Origin of the sequence: Rhodococcus sp. 1R11, from assembly GCF_004563845.1 — a bacterium.
Classification (GTDB): Bacteria; Actinomycetota; Actinomycetes; order Mycobacteriales; family Mycobacteriaceae; genus Rhodococcoides.
This window is the reverse complement of sequence record NZ_SPNG01000006.1, coordinates 326050-346866: the sequence shown is the minus strand read 5'-3', so window position 1 is coordinate 346866 and position 20817 is coordinate 326050. Positions and strand designations below refer to the sequence as shown.

13 protein-coding genes and 1 pseudogene are annotated in these 20817 nt (G+C 64.8%); 11 read left to right on the top strand and 3 right to left on the bottom strand.

The window, feature by feature from the left end; translation table 11 throughout:
• Both E4P29_RS13750 and rfbC read left to right on the top strand, forming a co-directional pair.
• Nucleotides 1-257: pseudogene (locus E4P29_RS13750) on the top strand (glucose-1-phosphate thymidylyltransferase); the annotation flags it as partial.
• On the top strand, nucleotides 254-841 hold the full coding sequence (gene rfbC / locus E4P29_RS13745; RefSeq protein WP_135045417.1) for a dTDP-4-dehydrorhamnose 3,5-epimerase: 588 nt from the start codon (nucleotides 254-256) through the stop codon (nucleotides 839-841). The pseudogene E4P29_RS13750 and the gene rfbC, both read left to right, overlap by 4 nt.
• Before the next feature lie 197 nt (nucleotides 842-1038).
• On the opposite strand, the gene E4P29_RS13740 is transcribed toward rfbC, so the two are convergent.
• A complete protein-coding gene (locus E4P29_RS13740) occupies nucleotides 1039-1536 on the bottom strand; it encodes a GtrA family protein (protein ID WP_230593552.1) in 498 nt (165 codons plus the stop codon).
• 68 nt (nucleotides 1537-1604) lie between these two features.
• Between E4P29_RS13740 and E4P29_RS13735 the strand changes: the two genes are divergently transcribed.
• From E4P29_RS13735 to E4P29_RS13715, 5 genes are all read left to right on the top strand, one after another.
• Nucleotides 1605-3056 (top strand): FAD-binding oxidoreductase, encoded by a 1452-nt coding sequence (locus E4P29_RS13735; RefSeq protein ID WP_135045415.1) that lies wholly within the window; start codon nucleotides 1605-1607, stop codon nucleotides 3054-3056.
• Complete coding sequence (locus E4P29_RS13730; RefSeq protein WP_032381093.1) at nucleotides 3053-3817, top strand: decaprenylphospho-beta-D-erythro-pentofuranosid-2-ulose 2-reductase; 765 nt, start codon at nucleotides 3053-3055, stop codon at nucleotides 3815-3817. The genes E4P29_RS13735 and E4P29_RS13730 overlap by 4 nt, the downstream gene beginning before the upstream one ends.
• Before the next feature lie 5 nt (nucleotides 3818-3822).
• On the top strand, nucleotides 3823-5820 hold the full coding sequence (locus tag E4P29_RS13725) for a galactan 5-O-arabinofuranosyltransferase (protein WP_135045413.1): 1998 nt from the start codon (nucleotides 3823-3825) through the stop codon (nucleotides 5818-5820).
• Nucleotides 5821-5995: 175 nt separating this feature from the next.
• On the top strand, nucleotides 5996-7024 hold the full coding sequence (locus E4P29_RS13720; RefSeq protein ID WP_135045411.1) for an Rv1355c family protein: 1029 nt from the start codon (nucleotides 5996-5998) through the stop codon (nucleotides 7022-7024).
• A 79-nt stretch (nucleotides 7025-7103) separates the two neighbouring features.
• Entirely contained in the window at nucleotides 7104-8309 is a 1206-nt protein-coding gene (locus tag E4P29_RS13715) for a GGDEF domain-containing protein (RefSeq protein WP_135045409.1), read from the top strand.
• Here E4P29_RS13715 and E4P29_RS13710 read toward each other — a convergent pair.
• Nucleotides 8285-9064 carry a hypothetical protein gene (locus E4P29_RS13710; protein WP_245154312.1) on the bottom strand — a complete coding sequence of 260 codons (780 nt, stop codon included), beginning with the start codon at nucleotides 9062-9064 and terminating at the stop codon, nucleotides 8285-8287. The genes E4P29_RS13715 and E4P29_RS13710 overlap by 25 nt on opposite strands.
• Nucleotides 9065-9470: 406 nt before the next feature.
• Here E4P29_RS13710 and E4P29_RS13705 point away from each other — a divergent pair, with 406 nt between their 5' ends.
• From E4P29_RS13705 to E4P29_RS13690, 4 genes are all read left to right on the top strand, one after another.
• A complete protein-coding gene (locus E4P29_RS13705) occupies nucleotides 9471-11240 on the top strand; it encodes a glycosyl transferase (RefSeq protein ID WP_135045407.1) in 1770 nt (589 codons plus the stop codon).
• Nucleotides 11241-11250: 10 nt separating this feature from the next.
• Complete coding sequence (locus tag E4P29_RS13700) at nucleotides 11251-14427, top strand: arabinosyltransferase domain-containing protein (protein ID WP_245154311.1); 3177 nt, start codon at nucleotides 11251-11253, stop codon at nucleotides 14425-14427.
• A 180-nt stretch (nucleotides 14428-14607) separates the two neighbouring features.
• Nucleotides 14608-17820, top strand: coding sequence for an arabinosyltransferase domain-containing protein (locus E4P29_RS13695; RefSeq protein WP_245154317.1), 3213 nt, complete (start codon nucleotides 14608-14610; stop codon nucleotides 17818-17820).
• A gap of 314 nt (nucleotides 17821-18134) precedes the next feature.
• On the top strand, nucleotides 18135-19106 hold the full coding sequence (locus E4P29_RS13690; protein ID WP_135045401.1) for a hypothetical protein: 972 nt from the start codon (nucleotides 18135-18137) through the stop codon (nucleotides 19104-19106).
• A 164-nt stretch (nucleotides 19107-19270) separates the two neighbouring features.
• Here the strand turns inward: E4P29_RS13690 and E4P29_RS13685 are convergent, their stop codons facing one another.
• Nucleotides 19271-20815, bottom strand: coding sequence for an acyl-CoA carboxylase subunit beta (locus tag E4P29_RS13685; RefSeq protein ID WP_135045399.1), 1545 nt, complete (start codon nucleotides 20813-20815; stop codon nucleotides 19271-19273).
• Nucleotides 20816-20817: the final 2 nt, after the last annotated feature.

The following is a 20817-nucleotide window of genomic DNA, read 5'->3' as shown; positions in this document are numbered from 1 at the left end:
CCGGCCGCCTGCAGGTCGAAGTCCTGCCCCGCGGCACCGCCTGGCTCGACACCGGCACCTTCGACTCCCTCCTCGACGCCTCCAACTACGTGCGCACCATCGAACAACGCCAAGGACTCAAGATCGGCTCACCCGAAGAAGTCGCCTGGCGACGCGGATTCATCACCGACGACGAACTCCGCGCCCGCGCCGAGAAACTCGTCAAATCCGGCTACGGCCGCTACCTGCTGGACCTGATCGACCGAGGAAACAGATGACCTTTCGTGAACTGAAAATATCCGGTGCCTACGAATACACCCCACGCCAGTTCGGCGACGACCGCGGCGTGTTCTTCGAATGGTTCAAAGCGAGCCTCTTCGAAGACACCACCGGCCGCGCGTTGGATCTGAAGCAAGCGAACTGCTCGGTCTCCGCCGCCGGAGTCCTGCGCGGGATCCACTTCACCACCAACCCACCCGGGCAAGCAAAATACGTCACCTGCGCCCGCGGAGCGTTCCTCGACGTCATCGTCGACCTGCGCGTCGGATCCCCGACGTTCGGGCAATGGGATTCGGTGCTGATCGACGACGTCGACCGCAAAGCAGTGTTCCTCTCCGAAGGACTCGGCCACGCCATCCTCTCGCTCGAAGATGACTCCACCGTCATGTACCTGTGTTCGTTGGAGTACACCCCGGCGTTGGATCGCGACATCAACCCCCTCGACCCCGCCCTGGGCATCGACTGGCCCACCACCGGCCGCGACGGATCGCCTCTGACCTACGAGCTCTCCGACAAAGACAAAGCCGCCCCCACCCTCGCCGAAGCCCTCGAAGCAGGAAACCTGCCCACATTCGAGGTGTGATCCTTCGTACGTGGGTCAGCTGGATGACTGGGCATCCGGCGCAAACGCGAGCGCATTCGCCAAGCGCGCGTGGAATCGCTGACCAATCCGCGAGCGTGTGGCAAATGCGCTCGCGTTTGCGGAACTGACCGAACCGGCCACCCCCTTCGTGCGCGTCTTGCGCCCCTGGAGGTACGCAAAACGCGCACGAGGGGTGGTCAACGGATTTTGAAGATCACGAACCGCTGTACCAGGAAGTTGATGACCGTCGCCGTTCCCTGCGCGACGACGAAGGCCACGTTGGCGTACCAGAAGCCGTCGGGAAGAACCTGGTAGAGCCAGGTGTAGATGCCGACCTGGACGGCGAAGGTGACTCCGTACAGCGCGACAACGGCAAAGAACCGAGCACGCGACGGTGCCGCATTGAACGTCCACCGGCGGTTGATCAGGTACGCCGTGGTGGTGCCGAGCACGAACCCGATCGCCTTGGCCAGAGTCACCCCGACGCCGAACACGAAATGCAGGATCAGGTTGACGCCCTGATCGACGATCGCCGACAGCACACCCGTCGCCAGAAACCGCACTACCTGCGTCTTGAGGTCGAGGGCCGCGTCGGCGATGTTCTCGGTCAGGGGCAGCTCGACTGGCAGCGGGACGTGATGCTGCAGCTCGTCGTCCTCGGGCGACCAGTCGTCGTTCCCGGAGCCGTCTTCGATGGAGCGATCAGGGGTGGACACGAGGACTGACATTAGCCGCTACCGCAATGCGGGTACCCTCTTGAGCGATGTCCACGACAGCCGACGACGCACTCTTCCCCCTGGAACCACAGGCCGGGAACACTGCGCCGCTACCCACGCAGACCCGCACACTCACTGGTTGGGGCCGCACTGCGCCCTCCACCGGCGAGGTGCTCTCGACCTCCGACCCCGAGCTCATCGCGAACGCGGTCAAGCAGGTCGCCGAGCAGAACGGCTCCAAGCCGGCTTACCTCCGACGCGGCGTCATCGCCCGCGGCCTCGGCCGCTCCTACGGTGACAACGCGCAGAACTCCGGCGGACTCGTCATCGACATGAATGCCCTCAACGGCATTCACAGCATCGACGCGTCGACGCGCATCGTCGACGTCGACGGTGGCGTCAACCTCGACCAACTGATGCGCGCAGCGCTGCCGTTCGGTCTGTGGGTTCCGGTGCTTCCGGGTACCCGTCAGGTCACCATCGGCGGAGCCATCGGCACGGACATCCACGGCAAGAACCACCACAGCGCGGGCAGCTTCGGCAACCACGTCCGCTCGATGGAACTCCTCACCGCCGACGGTCAGATCCGTCACCTGACGCCGACCGGCAAGAACGCCAAGCTCTTCTGGGCGACGGTCGGCGGCAACGGCCTGACCGGCATCATCCTGCGCGCGACGATCGAGATGACGCCGACGGAAACGGCCTATTTCATCGCCGACGGCGATGTCACCAGCACCCTGGACGAGACCATTGCCCTGCATAGCGACGGCAGTGAGAACAACTACGACTACTCGAGCGCCTGGTTCGACGCGGTGGCCCCGCCCCCCAAGCTCGGCCGCGCCGCTCTCTCACGTGGATCGTTGGCGCGCCTCGACCAGCTTCCCGAGAAGCTGCAGAAGGATCCGCTGCGCTTCAATGCGAAGCCGCTCGTGAAGTTCCCGGACATCTTCCCGAACGGACTCGCGAACAAGTACACCTTCTCGGCCGTCGGCGAGGTCTGGTACCGCAAGTCGGGCAACTACCGCAACAAGGTCCAGAACCTCACGGCGTTCTACCACCCACTCGACATGTTCAGCGAGTGGAACCGCGCCTACGGCTCCAAGGGATTCCTGCAGTACCAGTTCGTGGTGCCCCCGGAGGCCATCGACGAGTTCAAGAAGATCATCGTCGACATCCAGAAGTCCGGCCACTACTCGTTCCTCAACGTGTTCAAGCTGTTCGGGCCCGGAAACAAAGCGCCACTCAGCTTTCCGATTCCAGGCTGGAACATCTGCGTCGACTTCCCGATCAAGCCAGGCCTCAACGAGTTCGTCCGCGAACTCGACAAGCGTGTGCTCGAGTTCGGCGGTCGTCTGTACACCGCGAAGGATTCGCGCACCGACGCCGAGACGTTCCACTCGATGTACCCGCGGATCGACGAATGGATCAAGGTTCGTCGATCTGTAGACCCCACAGGCGTTTTCGCCTCCGATATGGCTAGAAGGCTGGAACTGCTGTGACGATAGACGCCGTAGGTAACCCCCAGACGATTCTCGTTCTGGGTGGCACCAGCGAGATCGGTCTCGCGATCACCGAGGAGTACCTGTCGAAGTCTCCGGCACGTGTCATCCTCGCTGCGCTGCCGAACGACCCACTGCGCGAGAGCGCCGTCGCCCAGCTGACCGCCAAGGGCGCGAAGTCCGTCGACGTCATCGACTTCGACGCACTCGACACCGCGTCGCACCCGAAGGTCATCGACGCCGCTTGGGCCAAGGGTGACGTCGACGTCGCCATCGTCGCCTTCGCCGTCGATTTCGATGCCGAGCAGCTCTGGCAGGACCAGCGCAAGGCCGTCCTCGCCGCGAACATCAACTACACCGCCTCCGTTTCGGTCGGCGTGCTGCTGGGCGAGAAGATGAAGGCGCAGGCGTACGGCCGCATCATCGTCATGTCCTCGGTGGCAGGCGAGCGGGTTCGCCGCTCCAACTTCGTCTACGGCTCCACCAAGGCCGGCCTCGACGGTTTTTACCTCGGACTCGGAGAAGCGTTGCGCGAGTTCGGCCCTCGGGTCACCGTCGTTCGTCCGGGCATGGTGCGCACCAAGTTCAGCGCCCACGTCAAGGAAGCGCCGATGACCGTCGACAAGGAGGTCATCGCGAAGCTCGCGGTCAATGCATCGCGTAAGGGCACTCCGCTCATCTGGACTCCCGCACCGTGGCGTCTGGTGATGATGGTGCTGCGGCACGTACCGCGGCCGATCTTCCGCAAGCTGCCCATCTGATCTCGATGACTGACGGGGTTGCACCGGCTCGCAGAACCGCCTCTGCCGTCGGGGAGATCGTTCTCGGTGCGCTCGTCGCAGTCGTGGTGGCGACGGTCGGGCTGTACGCCTTCTCACTGGTTCAGTGGCCGGCGTTCAACTCGTCCAACGTCACTCGCGCTCTGACAACTCTGGGCCAGGTGGTAGCCGCGGCCCTGTTCGCGTCGTCGATCTACCTGTACCGAAACCGCGAGTGGCCGTGGATCGCCCGACTCACAGCGTGGGTCGGGCTCTCCGGCTTCGTCACCGTCACCCTCGGAATGCCCTTGGCGGCAACCAAGCTGTACCTGTTCGGTATCTCCGTCGACCAGGAGTTTCGCACCGAATACCTGACGCGTCTGACGGATTCGGCGTCGTTGCGCGACATGACGTACGCCGACATCCCACCGTTCTACCCCGCCGGTTGGTTCTGGCTCGGTGGACGCGTCGGCAACCTGCTGGGTATGGACGGCTGGGAAGTGTTCAAGCCGTACGCAATCGGACTGCTTGCCGTCACGTCGGTGGTCGCGTTCGTGTTGTGGAAGGCCTTGATCCGCAGCGACTGGGCGGTCGCCGTCAGTGCTGTCACGACCGCACTCGTCGTCGCCTACGCCTCCCCCGAGGCCTACAGCGCCGTCATCGTGCTGCTGTTCGCCCCGGCATTGCTCTTGGCCTGGGGCGCGTTGCATCGGCCCGTCACTTCTGTCACCGACGGGGCTGGAGCGGCCACCCCCGTCGGGATGAATGTGGCATCCAGTCGGTCAGACGGCAAGAATGGGACATTCATCCCCACGGGGGGACGCGCAGCAGGCGGCTGGGGAGCGGTAATCGGCACCGGGCTCTTCCTCGGCCTGGCCGCGACGTTCTACACGCTGTACCTGGGTCTGGCCGCGTTCACCGTCGTGCTGATGGCCCTGTTCGCCGCCGTTCTCGCCTATCGCGAGCGCAGGACCTGGCGGGCCCTGATTCCCATCGCAATCAAAGTGGCTGCGATCGCCGTCATCTCGGGCCTCATAGCGGCGACGGTGTGGCTGCCGTATCTCGTCGACTTCCTCCGCGGCGCACCGTCGACATCGGGCACGGCACTGCACTACCTGCCCGAGGCCGGTGCAACGCTTCCCTTCCCTATGTTCGAGTTCTCGATGATGGGCATTCTGTGCCTCATCGGCACGGTATGGGTCGCAGTACGGTTCTCCTCGTCGCGTCGAGCACAGGCACTCGGGGTCGGCGTCGTCGCGGTCTACCTGTGGACGCTGCTGTCCATGGCGGCTACGGCTGCGGGCACCACGTTGCTCTCGTTCCGACTCGAAGCGGTTCTCATCGTATTGCTCGGCAGCGCAGGCGTTTTCGGCTTCCTCGAAGGCAGCCACGCGATCTACCAGGCCATCAACGAGCCACCCAAGTTTCGGATCGCTGCCGTCGTCGTCGCGATCATCGGCGCAATGGCCTTCGCGCAGAACATCCCTCAGGTACTGCAGAGCGAGATCACCGTCGCGTACTCCGACACCGACGGTGACGGCAACCGCGCGGACATGCGACCGCCGAGCGCTGTGTCGTACTACCGCGAGGTCGACGACGCACTGACCCAACAGACCGGTCGACCGCGCGACGAGACGGTCCTGCTCACCGCGGACACCTCGTTCCTGAGCTACTACCCGTACTTCGGCTTCCAGGGACTGACGTCGCACTACGCCAATCCACTGGCGCAGTTCGATCAGCGAGCAGACGCCATCGAGCGGTGGACCGAGCTCGACAGTCCCGACCAGATGATCGAGGCGCTCGACACCAGCCAGTGGCGCGCCCCCGATGCCTTCCTCTTCCGCCGCGGTGCCGACGGCTACACCCTGCGACTGGCCGAGGACGTCTACCCCAACGACCCCAACGTGCGCCGCTACACCGTCACCTTCCCCGAGTCGCTGTTCGAGGATCCACGCTTCACTGTGACCGACATCGGGCCCTTCGCGCTGGTAGTGCGCACCGCTTGACGCTTGGGATTCACAACGCATCCGGCTCGGGTAGTCAAGAAAGGCGAGCGAGTGCGGCCCACCTGCCCAGCAAGTCTTTAGTAACGTGAAGCAGTCTGATATGCCTCCAGGCCCGTCGGACAAGATCGACGTCATTGTCGTCGACAGTCGTCCCACAAGATGCGGAGCCTCAGCAATGTCGGAGCACAGTGTGTTCGACCCATCCGAGCGTGACCAGGACTCGGTTGTCCGTGCTCTGCTCGATGATCCCACCGTCGGTGTCGTCGACACGACATTCGATCAGCTCGCCTCACTACGTGAGTTGCTTCCCGCCACGGCCGTCGACTCCGAGGAATTGCCGCGGTGGGTCCATTACCCGTGGCGGCGCACCCTGGTGCGGGTCCTCGGGCCGCGCGGCTTCGATCGGCTACGACTGGACCGCAACAGAAACAAGATCACTTCCGAAGAACAAGCTCGGTTCAGAGGCCTGCGAGTGGGGGTTGTCGGGTTGAGCGTCGGCCATTCGGTCGCCCACACCCTCGCGCTGGAAGGACTGTGCGGCGAGTTGCGTCTGGCCGACTTCGACGAACTCGATCTCTCGAATCTGAACCGTGTCCCGTCCTCGGTGTTCGACTTGGGCGTCAACAAGGCAATCGTCGCGGCCCGACGGATCGCCGAACTCGACCCCTACCTGAAGGTGCAGGTCTTCACGAACGGTGTGACGGTAGAAACGCTCGACGACTTTCTGGACGGGCTCGATCTCGTTGTGGAGGAATGCGACTCGATCGACACCAAACTGCTGGTCCGCCAACACGCCCGCGCCCGCGGTATTCCCGTGGTGATGGAGACCAGCGACGGTGGCGTACTCGATGTCGAACGTTTCGATCTCGAACCCGACCGCCCGGTGTTCCACGGACTGCTCGGAGACATCACGACCGTGGATGTGGCCGACATGACCATCGAGCAGAAGAGCACAATCGCAGCAACCCTGCTCGACCCGAGCAAACTGACCGCGAGAATGATTGCGTCGGTACCGGAAATCGGGAGCACGCTCTCGACCTGGCCACAGCTCGGCGGGGACGTCGCGCTCGGTGGTGCCGCGGTGACCGCTGCTGTGAGAACATTCGGCCGCGGTGAACCCCTCCCGTCCGGTCGGCGGCGAATCGACCTGGATGCGTTGGTGCGCACCGGGCTCGACCCGGCAGCCGACACTGCGAATGGATGAACGGGCAGACCAGCGGCCGGAGGCGTCGACAGATACTCTTCATGGCGTTCGCCCGACATTGATCCGAGGAACCCATCCGATGAACGTGATCGACAAGTCGTCTCGTCGGCGCGCGAACTCCTGGCGGACACGGCTCGATACCCGCACTACCGCAGTCATTGCCAGCGCCACCGGTGCGGTACCGCTGCTGGCTATTGCTCTGTTGTCTCCGACGTTCTTGCGGCCGAACGCGCTTCCGGTTCTCATCGGGGTGCTGACGTTCACCGCTGTCACCGTGCTCTTTGCTGCCAAAGTGGGACGGCTGAGTGAACGCCAATTTGCCGTCCTGGGTTTCGGCGGTATGGCCGGAGTCGCTATCAGCGCCTATCTGATCGCCGATCCGGCCGGAACGCGAGCGGTGACCTCGATGCTGGCCATCGTCCCGACCATCGCCGCATCGAGCTCACCGCCGCGCGTGACCGCCGGCCTGTCGGCGGTCTCGGTCAGCATGGCCACGGTGCTGTCGGTGGTCAGTGTGGGATCCTCCGGGTGGGCGGTAGCCGCCGTTGCGATCGGTGCTGCCGCGACCACGGTCCTCGTGCCGGTCGCGCTCATCGGCGGCCTGCGCCGAACCCTGTCCGCTGTCAACGAGAAACTGCAACGGCTGGCCGATACGGACCCGTTGACCGGTCTGGTCAATCGCCGTGGACTGCTCTCGAATGCCCAGTTCCTCGTGCACGAGGCCTGCGAGCGGGGTGAACCGCTGTCTGCTCTCGTCGTCGATGTCGACTACTTCAAGACCGTCAACGACACCGCCGGTCACACAGCCGGGGATCGGACGCTCGCAGCAGTCGCCGACACCCTGGCCCTCGCTGTACACACGGAGGTCGGCGACAACGCCTCGGTCGTCGCTCGGACCGGTGGCGAAGAGTTCCTGATCCTTGCCCCGCATCGAGACGGTCACGAACTCACACAGCAGATACTCGATCGAGTTCGGTCCGACTGCACGGTCACAGTCAGCATCGGAACAGTGACACTCGACGTACGGCCCGTCGCACCCGGTGACCCGGCGCTGCCCACCGCAGACATTGCGTCGAGCGAATCGGGTGGTCTCGATCAGGTGCTCGATGCCGTCGTCCGTGCCGCCGACGCCGCGCTCTACCGCGCCAAAGCCGACGGTCGAGATCGGGCATGCCACGCAGGCACACTCACGATCGCCTGGATGGGCGGCCCCAAGTCCGGCCACACGCGGACGAGCCGGCCCAGAGACTCCACCAGCGGTCAGGCCACCGACCGGACGCGCTGAACGTCTCCACACAACGAGCGAGCCTCGCGGACCATCGACTGCCACACCTCAGGCCTCGCGGTGTCGGCCAGAGTGTGCCTGTCCCACCACATCATGACGGTCCGGTAGTGCTCGCTCGGGTACGCCGCCGCCGGGATGGCGTGATCGATCCGCCCTCCGGAGCTCTCCCACAGACGCAGGACGTGATCGGCCGCGCTGGCGAACAGGTATCGGCTACCGGTCGATTCGAGCGTTGGCAATGCTGTTCGAGCCAGGACATTCGACACCGTCCGCCCAGCGGCCCCCGCATCGACCCACGCGCTTTTCATTTCCACGATCCCGCGGGAGAGCCGGGCGTGCAACAGTTCGGTAACCAGCGGCAATCCAGGCGAGTCCTCCCATTCGGTCAACACGTGGGATTGCTCGACCATCGTGTACGGGCCCTGGGCTCTGACGCCGCCGAGCATCCGGCCTGCTCTGTCGAGTACCACGTAGAACAAGGTCGTCGTTGCGCCGGAGGCGACTTCGTCCATATCGAGCGCGGCGGTGACACCATGGCGTGAGTACGACTCCCACGCTCCTTCGACATAGCGGGTCCACAGTTCCGGGGAGCCCGACGGCGTCGCGGCCGTCAATGTCATGGTTCCACCGGCGCAACGCGTCGACCGAGGACCGACATCGAGCCCTACTCGAACAGGGCGGAGCACGGTGGGTTCGTCTGCCTGTGAGCTCGGCGCGTTTGCCGAGCCGGGGGTCGGGAGTACGGGGGTCGTCATCGGTGAACTCCTGGGTGATACTCGACAACCCTTCTGGGGCACGTCGAGTGTCTTGTTTGATTTATGAACAATCGTCGGACTCATTGTGCAACAAACAAGCGACCAGCCCAGGGTTTGGTGTTGGAACATACTTGCAGTTCTTTTTGCGCACCATCGTTGTGCTTCGTCACTGAGTCTCTCTGCTAAATAGACAATGCAATTTATGACAAGTAACAAGCAGCAGCTGACCGACTGTCGAGAGCGCTGACGGTCGAACAGCTCTCACCGGCTCCGAGAACGATCCGGCCGGATCCGCGACCTGACGTACTGCGCTGTCGCGTGACCAGCGGCCAGGCCCTGTACCCAATCGTGTGACTCATGCAATTCGAGTTTTCGCCCACCGTGATCTTTCTGTAACCTCGACGCGATGACCACCCACGACCAGAGCGTTCTCGAACGGCAGCCGACCACGGCACCGGCTCGACACTCTGGCGTCGGGCGTGGCGACCTCGTGGCGGCCGTCGGATTTCTGATCGCCGCCGTGTACGTCCTGCAGGGCCAGTGGCGCAATCTGAACGGCGGCTACCTCTACAACAGCGGCCAGGACCAGACGATGTGGGAGTGGTTCTTCTCCGTCGCCGCCCATGCCGTCGCGCACCTGGACAATCCACTGTCCAGTGACCTGCAGAATTACCCGCTCGGGGTGAATCTGATGGCGAACACGGCGATGTTCGGTATCTCCATCCCGCTCGCTCCGATCACGCTGTTGTTCGGACCTACTGTCACCTGGGCGATCGCCCTCACCGCCGGCCTCGCCGGCACCTCGTTCGCCTGGTACTGGCTGTTCTCGCGTCAGCTGAACGCGTCCAAGGGTGCCGCCGCAATGGGCGGCGCGCTGTGCGGCTTCGCGCCGGGTGCCATCTCCCATGCCAACGGCCACCCCAACTTCGTGGTGCTGTTCCTGCTCCCCGTTATCGCGATGCTGGTCACCCGCATCGCACACGGCGGCGGAACCACCAAGAACACCGTCGGGCTCGGCCTGATCGTCGCGCTGCAAATCCTGCTCGGTGAAGAACCGCTACTGATCTTCGCGATGTCGTTCGGCATCTTCGCCGTCGTCTACTACCTGTCCCGGCCGCGATCGCTGTGGCCGGCCGTCCGCAATGCCGCACCCCGACTCGCGGTATCGGCAAGCATCGCGCTGGCCCTCGTCGCGTTGCCGCTGTGGTGGCAGTTCTTCGGACCGCAGTCGTATTCCTTCCTCGAACACGGCCCGATGGGCAACGACGCCAAAGCGCTGTTCCAGTTCCCGACGCAATCCATCGGCGGCGTCGCGACTCCGGGTCAGAACGTACGAATCAACGCCACCGAGGAGAACGCGTACTTCGGCTGGCCGTTGCTGGTGCTGTGCCTGGTCGCAGCGGTGTGGATGTGGCGGGTCGCCTGCGCCAGGGCCGCGGCCGCCACGGCCGTCGTCATGAGCGTGCTCTCGCTCGGCGCAACGCTGATGATCGGCAAGAACGACACCGGCATCACCCTGCCGTGGACGAAACTCGCCGAATACCCACTCGTCGAATCCGTCCTCGAGACCCGCTTCGCCCTCGGTGCGGTCCCCGCACTGGCATTGCTGCTCGTCCTGGCCACCGACCGGACGTTCCGCAACGGACTACGACCACTGCCTGCCTTCTGGATCGCCGGGCTCGCCCTCGCGCTCGTTCCGCTGATCCCGACGCCGCTGGTCACCGTAGACAAATCCCCCACACCCCGATTCTTCGCCGACGGCGACTGGCAGAACTACGTCGACGACGGTTCCGTCGTCACCGTCCCACTGCCACGACCCGAGGACGCCCGGCCGCTGCGTTGGCAGATGGACGCGGACATGGGCTTCACGCTGGCCGCCGGATACTTCGTCGGACCGAGCGATCAGGAAGAGAAGGTCGCCAAGTACGGTGCCGTGGATCGCCCGACGGCGCTGCTGCTCGGCTCGGTCTACGACTCCGGCACCGTCCCCGAGATCACCGCTGATCAGCGCAGCCAGGCGGCGCAGGACATGCGCTTCTGGGAAGCCGACGTCGTGGTACTTCCGCCGAGCAAGAACACCGTCGCCCTGCGCAGCACGGTCACCGAGCTGCTCGACGTCCAGCCGCAATACACCGGCGGCGTATGGGTGTGGGATGTGCGCTCGCTCGTCCAATAGCATCGCCGGTGTGCCTGCGACCGCTCCGAACCTGACGACCGCCCGGCTGATAGCGATCGTCACCGGCATCATCGGTGCCGTTCTGGCCATCGCCACTCCCCTGCTGCCGGTGCAGCAGGACGTCTCCACGCTGTCGTGGCCGCAGAGCTCGTTCGGCAGCGTCAACGCTCCGCTGGTGAGCTACTCCCCGCTCGAACTCGACGCGACGATCCCGTGCAGTACAGCCGCTCGGCTCGACGGCGGTGGCACGGTGATGTCGACCGCTCCGATCGCGGCGGCGAAAACCGCGCAGCGAGCACTGACCGTCCGGGTCGACGACGGTCGGCTGCAGGTACTGCTGCGCGATCGCGTTCTCGCCGAGGCTCCCGTGTCCGACTTGGCCTCGGACTGCGCGCTGACCATCTCTTCGAACGCCACTCGCACGGTGGTCGACCTCGGCGGCGCGGCGACCACTGTCGACGGCGACGTGCGGCCACAGGTCGTCGGAATCTTCACCGATCTCACCGCGCCGGTCGACGGTCTGAACGTGCGCGTGGACATCGACTCCCGCTACTCCTCGACCCCGACGACGTTCAAACTCCTGGCGATGATCGTCGGCGCGCTGGCCGTCGTCGCCTCCCTGTTCGCATTGCATCGCCTCGACAGCGTGGACGGTCGACGTCACCGCCGCTTCCTGCCGTCGCGCTGGAAGACGGTGACCGGCGTCGACGCCGTCGTCGTCGGAGTGCTGGTGTTGTGGCACTTCATCGGTGCCAACACCTCGGACGACGGCTACCTGCTCAACATGGCCCGCGTCTCCGAGCACGCCGGATACATGGCCAACTACTTCCGCTGGTTCGGCGTTCCCGAAGCACCGTTCGGCATGCCTTACTACGACATGCTGGCCGCTCTCGCCAAAGTCAGCACCGCCAGCATCTGGATGCGTCTGCCCGCCACCATCGCCGCACTGCTGTGCTGGCTCGTCATCAGCCGCGAGGTCATCCCCCGCCTCGGGCGGGCGGTACTGACCAACCGAGTAGCGCTGTGGACCGCAGGCCTGGTGTTCCTGGCCTTCTGGCTGCCCTACGACAACGGACTGCGCCCGGAACCCGTCATCGCCCTGGGCGCGCTGCTGACGTGGTGCTCGATAGAACGGGCCATCGCCACCGGACGACTGCTGCCTGCCGCGGTGGGCACGCTGATCGCCGCCTTCTCCCTCGCCGCCGGACCCACCGGACTGATCGCCGTCGCCGCGCTGCTCGCCGGACTGCGCCCGATCGTGATGATCGTCGTCAAAAGAGCTCGGCAGGTGGGCGCGCTCGCGGTGCTCGCGCCCCTGATCGCGTCGGGACTTGCCGTGGTGATCGCGATCTTCGCCGACCAGACTCTGAGCACCGTGCTCGAAGCGACCCGGGTGCGCTCGGCTCTCGGACCCAACGTGCCCTGGTTCGAAGAGCGAGTGCGCTGGGACGCGTTGATGACCATCTCCCCCGACGGCTCGCTCGCCCGACGATTCGGCATGTTCGCGATGCTGCTGTGCATCGTCGTCTGCATCGCGGTGATGCTCCGTAAGAACGGACGCATCCCCGGAACCGCCACCGGGCCATCGCGTCGGATACTCGGAATCGTTTTGGGCGCACTGGCTTTGATGATGTTCACCCCCACCAAGTGGACCCACCACTTCGGTGTGTACGCCGGTCTCGCCGCGTCTCTCGGCGCACTGGCAGCGGTGGCCGTCACCGCGGCTACCGTCCGATCCCCGCGTAACAGAACGCTGTTCACCGCCGCAGTGCTGTTCCTGACGGCTGTGGCGTTCACCAGCTCGAACGGTTGGTGGTACGTCTCGAGCTACGGCATTCCGTGGTTCGACAAGCCGCCGTCCATTGCCGGCAAGGGCTTCTCGACCATCCTGCTCGGCCTGACAGTGCTGACCCTGCTGTACGCGGCGTACCAACACGTCCGATTGCCTTATCGCACAGCAGAAACCACCACGCGTCGACGCTTCGCACCCTCCGCGTTGACCATCGTCGCCGGCGGCGTCGTCGCATTCGAAGTGCTCTCGTTCGCCAAAGGCGCTGTGGCGCAATACCCTGCGTACTCCATCGCACGTTCGAACTTCTCCGCACTCGCCGGCAATTCGTGCGGACTCGCCGGTGACGTGCAGGTGGAGACCGACGTCAACGGATCGGTCCTGCAGCCGATCGACCCCGCCGCGGACGCGCTGGGAGCAGGTGGCAGCACCGGATTCACCCCGGACGGCGTCGCCGAGGACCTCACAGCCGACTCCGAGGACACCGCCCAGGGCAGTGCCAACTCCATCCGCCCCGAGGACTCCGAAGAGAGCGCGTCGGCCACCTCGTCGAACTCCGCAGGCACCTCGGGCGGAACCAACGAGAACGTCGGAATCAACGGCAGCACAGTCGCTCTGCCGTTCGGACTGAACCCCGAAACGACCCCGGTCCTCGGCAGCTTCGGAGCCACCGAACCCGCGTCACTGACCTCCGGTTGGTACCAGCTCTTCGACACCGACCGCGGCGACCTGATCGCCATTGCCGCCGCAGGCCGAATTCGTTCGGTGGACAAGGACGGTATCGTCACCCCGGGCCAACGCGTCGAACTGGAATACGGACGTCGCGACGGCCGCGACATCCAGGCACTCGGCCGTGTCACGCCTCTCGACATCGGCCCGGCACCGTCGTGGCGCAACCTGCGGGTGCCGATGAGCGACCTACCCGCCGACGCGGACGTCGTTCGCATCGTCGCCGAGGACAACGACCTGGCCGCAGATCAGTGGCTCGCCGTCACACCCCCACGTGTCCCGAAAACTCAGACGCTGAATTCTCTGGTCGGGTCCACCGACCCCGTTCTGCTCGACTGGGCGGTCGGACTGGCGTTCCCGTGCCAGCGTCCGTTCGATCATCTCGACGGCGTCGCCGAGGTGCCGAAGTACCGAATCCTGCCCGACCGAACCGGAGCCGAATCCACCAACGCCTGGCAGGATTCTTTCGGTGGCGGCCCGCTGGGGTGGACCGAACTGCTTCTCGGTGCCCAGACGCTACCGTCGTATCTCGCCGACGACTACGCCCGCGATTGGGGGTCGATCGAGAGATACACGCCACTCGATCCGGCTGCCGCGACCGCCCGGATCACCGTCGAGCAACAGTCTCGGTCGGGACTGTCCAGCGACGGACCGATGAAGACCGGCTGATTCCCTGTTTCTCCATCGGATCCGGGGACGGCGCCTGTGTGACCTCGAAGTCACGCTCGCATAACATCGACAATCGTGCCCGACGTCGTGACAGATTCATCAGCTGGTCCCCCCGTCCCCGCTCCGCTCGGAGCCTCGGACGAACTTCGTGCTCAGGTACGAATTCCCCGGCTGATCGCGATGGTGGCCGGCATACTCGGCGTGCTGTTCGCACTGATCACTCCGTTCGCACCCGTCACGCAGACCACCGCGAGCATCGAATGGCCCCAGAACGGCCTCCTACAGGACGTGGACGCCCCACTGGTGTCCCAGGCACCCTTGCGACTGTCCGCAACCCTCCCGTGCTCTGCTGTGGCCGCACTACCCGCGTCGGGCGGGCTGTTGCTGGCGACCGCACCCCCGCAAGGTGAGGGTGCAGCCCTCAACAGCCTGTTCGTTCGCGTCGGTGAGTCGAATGTCGACGTGCTCGACCGCAACGTCGTCGTCGCGACGGCACCGCGCGCCGACGTCCAGAGCACACGCTGCGCCGCCATCGAGATCACCTCGAACGACCAGTACACCTCCGCAGCCTTCACCGGGCTGACCGACGAGAGCGGCCAACCCGTCCAGGGTCGGCTGGACGGCGACCTCCGTCCGCAGGTCGTCGGCATCTTCAGTGATCTCAGTGGCGCGGCCCCGGCCGACATGTCGGTCACCGTCGACGTCGACTCCCGCTTCTCGTCGACTCCGACCATCCTGAAGTCGTTGATCATGGTGCTGGCGATCGCCTGCACGTTGCTGGCCATGGGCGCACTCGCACGGCTCGACGGCACCGACCGCCGCGCACACCGCCGCTTCTTCCCGTCCCACTGGTGGAAGTTCACCGGCGTCGACGTCACGGTTCTCGGAGTCCTCGTCGGCTGGCACTTCGTCGGAGCCAACACCTCCGACGACGGCTATCTGCTCACCATGGCCCGCGCGGCCGAACATTCCGGCTACATGGCCAACTACTTCCGTTGGTTCGGCGTCCCCGAGGCTCCGTTCGGCTGGTACTACGACGTCCTGGCCGTGTTCGCCAAGATCTCCACTGCAAGCCCGTGGATGCGCCTGCCCGCCCTGATCGCCGGAGTCCTGTGCTGGATGGTGATCAGCCGTGAGGTGGTGCCGCGACTCGGGCGCGCGGTACGCAAGTCGAACGTGGCGCTGTGGACCGGCGGATTGGTGTTCCTCGCCTTCTGGCTCCCGTACAACAACGGACTGCGTCCCGAGCCCATCGTCGCCCTCGGTGCACTGTTGACCTGGTGCTCGATCGAACGCTCCATCGCCACCGGCAGACTGCTTCCCGCCGCAGCGGCCTGCCTCATCGGCGCCTTCACCCTGGCTGCCGCGCCCACCGGATTGATGTGTGTGGCAGCGCTTCTCGCCGGAGCCCGGCCCATCGCTCGCATCGTGGTCCGACGTCACCGTCAGGTCGGCACCCTCGCCATGCTGGCACCGTTGGCCGCTGCCGGAGTACTCGTCCTCGTCGTCGTGTTCGCCGACCAGACCTTCGCGACGGTCATCGAATCCACCCGAGTGCGCACCATCATCGGCCCCAACGAGGCCTGGTACCAAGACTTCCTGCGGTACTACTACCTCTTCGTCCAGACCGTCGACGGTTCCGTGGCCCGCCGCTTCGCGTTCCTCGCAATGCTCCTGTGCCTGTTCACCACACTGTTCGTGCTCCTGCGCCGCCGGCGCATTCCCGGCATCGCGAACGGGCCTGCGTGGCGACTGCTCGGTGTCGTTCTCGGAACCATCTTCTTCATGATGTTCAACCCCACCAAGTGGACTCACCACTTCGGTTCCTACGCCGGAATCGCCGGTGGCCTCGCCGCCCTGACCGCAGTGGCCGTCTCGGCCAGTGCACTGCGCTCACGCCGGAACCGTTCACTGTTCACAGCGGGCCTGATGTTCGTTCTGGCACTGTCGTTCTCGGGCATCAACGGATACTGGTACGTCTCGAGCTACGGCGTACCGTGGTTCGACAAGACGGTCTCGCTCGGTGGCAACGAATCCGGCTCGCTCTTCCTCGTCCTCTTCGGACTGGTCCTCGCCGTCGCAGCATTCCAGTACCTACGTGAGGGATACGCACCGCCACAACCGAAGCCGACGTCTGCGCGCGGTAAACGCATCCGCACGTTCGCCGCCGCGCCGCTGACCGTCATCGCCGGACTGATGGTGCTGTTCGAGGTCCTTTCCCTCGTCAAGGGTGCCGTCTCTCAATACCCCGCCTACTCTCTCGCACGCTCCAATGTACAATCGGTACTGGGTAATTCGTGCGGCCTCGCCAACGACGTGCTCGTCGAAGCCGACCCCAACGCTGATGTACTGAACCCACTGCCGGGTGAATTCGATCCCGTTGCCGGCCCCCTCGGCGGAGCCAGCGACACCCTGCGCAACTTCACCGCCAACGGCATCCCCAGCGACCTCAGCGCCGACGCCGTGGAAGTCAAACCAGGACAAGGCAACACCGACCAACAAGCCGTCGGACCCGCCTTCGAGGAAGGCCAGAGCTCGGGCACAGCAGGAGGCACCGGCGCACTGGGCGTCAACGGCTCCACCGCCGCCCTACCCTTCGGACTCGACCCCGCCACCACACCCGTCCTCGGCTCCTACCAAGAAGGAATCCAGGAACCGGCCAAGGCCACCTCGAGCTGGTACCAACTACCCGCCCGCAGCGACGACGCACCACTCGTCGTGTTCTCTGCAGCCGGACGTATCTGGTCCTACGACGACACCGGTGCCCTCACCTACGGCCAATCGCTCCTGCTCGAATACGGCAAGCGTCAGCCCGACGGAAGCGTCCAGGCACAGGGCACCTACCTGCCTCGCGACATCGGACCCGCACCGTCGTGGCGCAACCTGCGAGTTCCGTTGGCAGACATCGCACCCGACGCCGACGCCGTCCGTATCGTCGCCAACGACCCCAACCTCACCGGCGACCAGTGGCTCGCATTCACCCCGCCGCGAGTGCCGGTGATGGAAAATCTGAACACCATGATCGGCAGCGAACAACCCGTTCTGCTCGACTGGGCCGTCGGACTCCAATTTCCGTGCCAACGGCCGTTCGACCACCGCTACGGCGTCGCCGAGGTACCCGGCTACCGCATCCTCCCCGACCGCCCACTGGCCGTCAGCTCCACCGACACCTGGCAATCCGGCGAGAACGGCGGACCGCTCGGATGGTCCGAACTACTCGCCAAGCCGGTCGCCGTCCCCACCTACCTCAAAAACGACTGGGCCAGGGACTGGGGCTCACTCGAGCGCTACGAGCAGTACTACCCCAACGCCGTGCCCGCCGACCTGCAAACCGGGGAAACCACGCGATCGGGATTCTACGAAGACGGAAAGCTACGAGTGTTCGAGAAATAGCTGTCCACCCCCTCCGTAGATTGGCCCGCCCCCTCCGTGTGGTGTCGCCCGCTCCCTGTGGGATCAATGTCCCTTTGTTGCACTCAGACTGACTGAATCCCGCATTCATCCGGACGGGGGTTGGCGCAAGGCCGATGGAGCGGGGGTCGGCGCACGATCGATGGATCGGGGGCTTACCACCGACCCCCGACAAGTTTCCGGTGGACAAGACAGCCCTCGAGACATTTGCGCACAACCTCGTCGACCATCCACAGGGAACCCTGAACGGCCGTTTTCGGCGTCGAAGTGTCAGTGTCGCGTTCGACAGTCGAGGCATGAAACGGGGAGTTTGGGCCACAGACCTATCGATGCTCGAGGACGTCGCCGATCACGGCGTCGTGACAAGGGCACAGCTTCGCGCGGCCGGTGTCGCGGACGGGACGGTAGCCGGCCGATGCGCAGCCGGCGGACCCTGGCAGCACTTGCTGCCAGGGGTGGTGCTGCTACACAACGGCTTCCCATCTCACCGACAGCGAATGGCTGCTGCCCTGGCGTACGGCGGTCCACACAGCATCCTCACTGGGAACGCGGCATTGAGTGTGCACGGCCTGGGACCGAATCCACCGTCGAACGAAGTTCACATTCTCGTCCCGAACGAGATGCAGCGAGCATCCGTCAAATTCGTCCGATCCGAACGCACCTGGCGCATGCCCGAAGCCGTCTTCGACCACGGTCCGCGCTGTGCTCCGATATCCCGGAGTGTTGTCGACGCGACCCGCGCACTACGCGGACGATCTCAGTGCACGGCAGTGATTGCGGAGATCATCAGACGGGGTGCGGCATCACTCGAAGAGCTGGCAATCGAATTGGCGGAAGGACCGAGACGCTACAGCGCATCGACACGGTTGGCGATCAGGGATCTGGAAGGAAACGCCCACTCCGTCGCCGAGGCGGACGCTCAACGGCTCTACCGATCGAGCGGACTCCCACCAATGATTCACAATGCCCGGCTGTTCACCTCGGGCGGGACATTTCTCGGTAGCCCCGACGGCTTCCTCGACACAGTCTGCTTCGTATGGGAGATCGACTCCCTCGCTCATCACCTCTCGCCGATCGATCATGCGAAGACGATGGCGCGCCGAGCTCTCCTGCAACGCCACGGTGCGATCGTGGTGTCACATCTGCCGCAGGACATCCGGGACGACCCCCAGCGCGTGCTCGCGGATCTTCGGACCGGCTATCAACAGGCTCTGGCGCGGCCCCGTCCGAACCTCGTTCTTCGCCAGGGCGCGACGTCGACCGGATGAATGTCTCTTGCAAGCACTCCAACTGCAACAAAACCGCATTCATTCGCTACTGGCTCGAGGAGACAGACGAATGAATGCGGCTTTGTTGCAGTCAGAGCGACTGAAACCCACATTGATCCCAAAAGGGAGCGAAGCGACCCCGCCGTGGGGACGGGCGCGCTTGGCTAGATCGGGAGCAAAGAGTGCTTACGCGGACTCTTGTGTACTTCCTTGTCCTTGAGTATGTGCAGGGCCTTGCGAATTTCGAGGCGCGTTTGGGAAGGCTCGATGACCGCGTCGATGTAGCCACGCTCGGCGGCGATCCACGGCGTCGCGACATGCTCGTTGTAGAAGTTGATCAGTTGCTTGCGCAGCGCCGGAGCGTTCTCGCCTGCCTCGGCGAGTTGCTTGCGACTCATGATGTTGATGGCACCTTCGGCACCCATGACGGCGATGCGGGCGGTCGGCCAGGCGAGGTTGATGTCGGATCCCAGTTGCTTCGAGCCCATCACCGCGTATCCGCCGCCGTACGACTTACGAATGACGACAGTCAGTTTCGGCACCGTCGCCTCGACGAACGAGAAGATGAAGCGGCCACCGCGATGGATGACGCCGAGAGTTTCCTGGTCGACGCCGGGCAGGAAGCCGGGTGTGTCGACGAGGAAGATGATCGGAATGTTGTAGGCATCGCTGAGGCGGATGAACCGAGCACATTTGTCCGCGGCCTTGGCGTCGAGGGCCCCGGACAGGTGCATCGGCTGATTGGCGACGATGCCCACCGGACGACCGTCGACGCGGGCGAAGCCGGTGATGACGTTCGGTGCCGTCTGGCCCGAGAGTTCGTGAAATTCACCGTCGTCGAAGATGCGCAGGATGATGTCGTGCATGTCGTAGCCGGCGTTGTCGGCGTCGGGCATGAACGAGTCGAGCTTGCGGTCGGATTCGGTGATTTCCGGCTCGAGTCCCGGGTTGATCACCGGCGACTCCTCCTGGCAGCTCGACGGCATGTAGCTCAGGTAGTTCCGAATCCAGTCGAATGCGGCCTTCTCGTCGGCAGCGACGTGGTGCACGTTGCCGTTGATGGCCTGGACGCGGGCACTGCCGAGTTCGTCGAGGCTGACGTCCTCGCCGGTGACGGACTTGATGACGTCCGGTCCGGTGACGAACATGTACGCCTCTTCGGTGGCGACGACGATGTCGGTGTTGATCGGTGCGTACACCGCGCCACCGGCGCATTTGCCGAGGATCAGCGAGATCTGGGGGCACAGGCCGGAGAGCGCCTCGTGGCGTCGACCCAGTTCGGCGTACCACGCGAGGGAGGTGACGGCGTCCTGCACACGAGCTCCACCGGAGTCGTTGATGCCGACGACGGGGCAGCCCATCTTGATCGCGAAGTCCATGATGCCGGCGACCTTGCGGCCGAACATCTCGCCGACGGTTCCGCCGAACACCGTCTGATCGTGCGAGAACACTGCGATCGGACGGCCGTCGACGGTTCCGTGCCCGGTGACGACGCCGTCGCTGTAGAGGGCACCCGGATCGTTCGGGGCCTTCACCAGCGCGCCGATCTCGACGAAACTGCCGGGGTCGAGCAGCGAGTTCACGCGATCTCGGGCGCTGGGTATGCCCTTCTTGGCGCGCTTGGCGATACCGATCTCGCCGGCCGGTTCCTTGGCCAGTTCCAGCCTTGCCCGTAGCTCGGCCAGCTTCTCCGCAGTGGTGCCACTCAAAA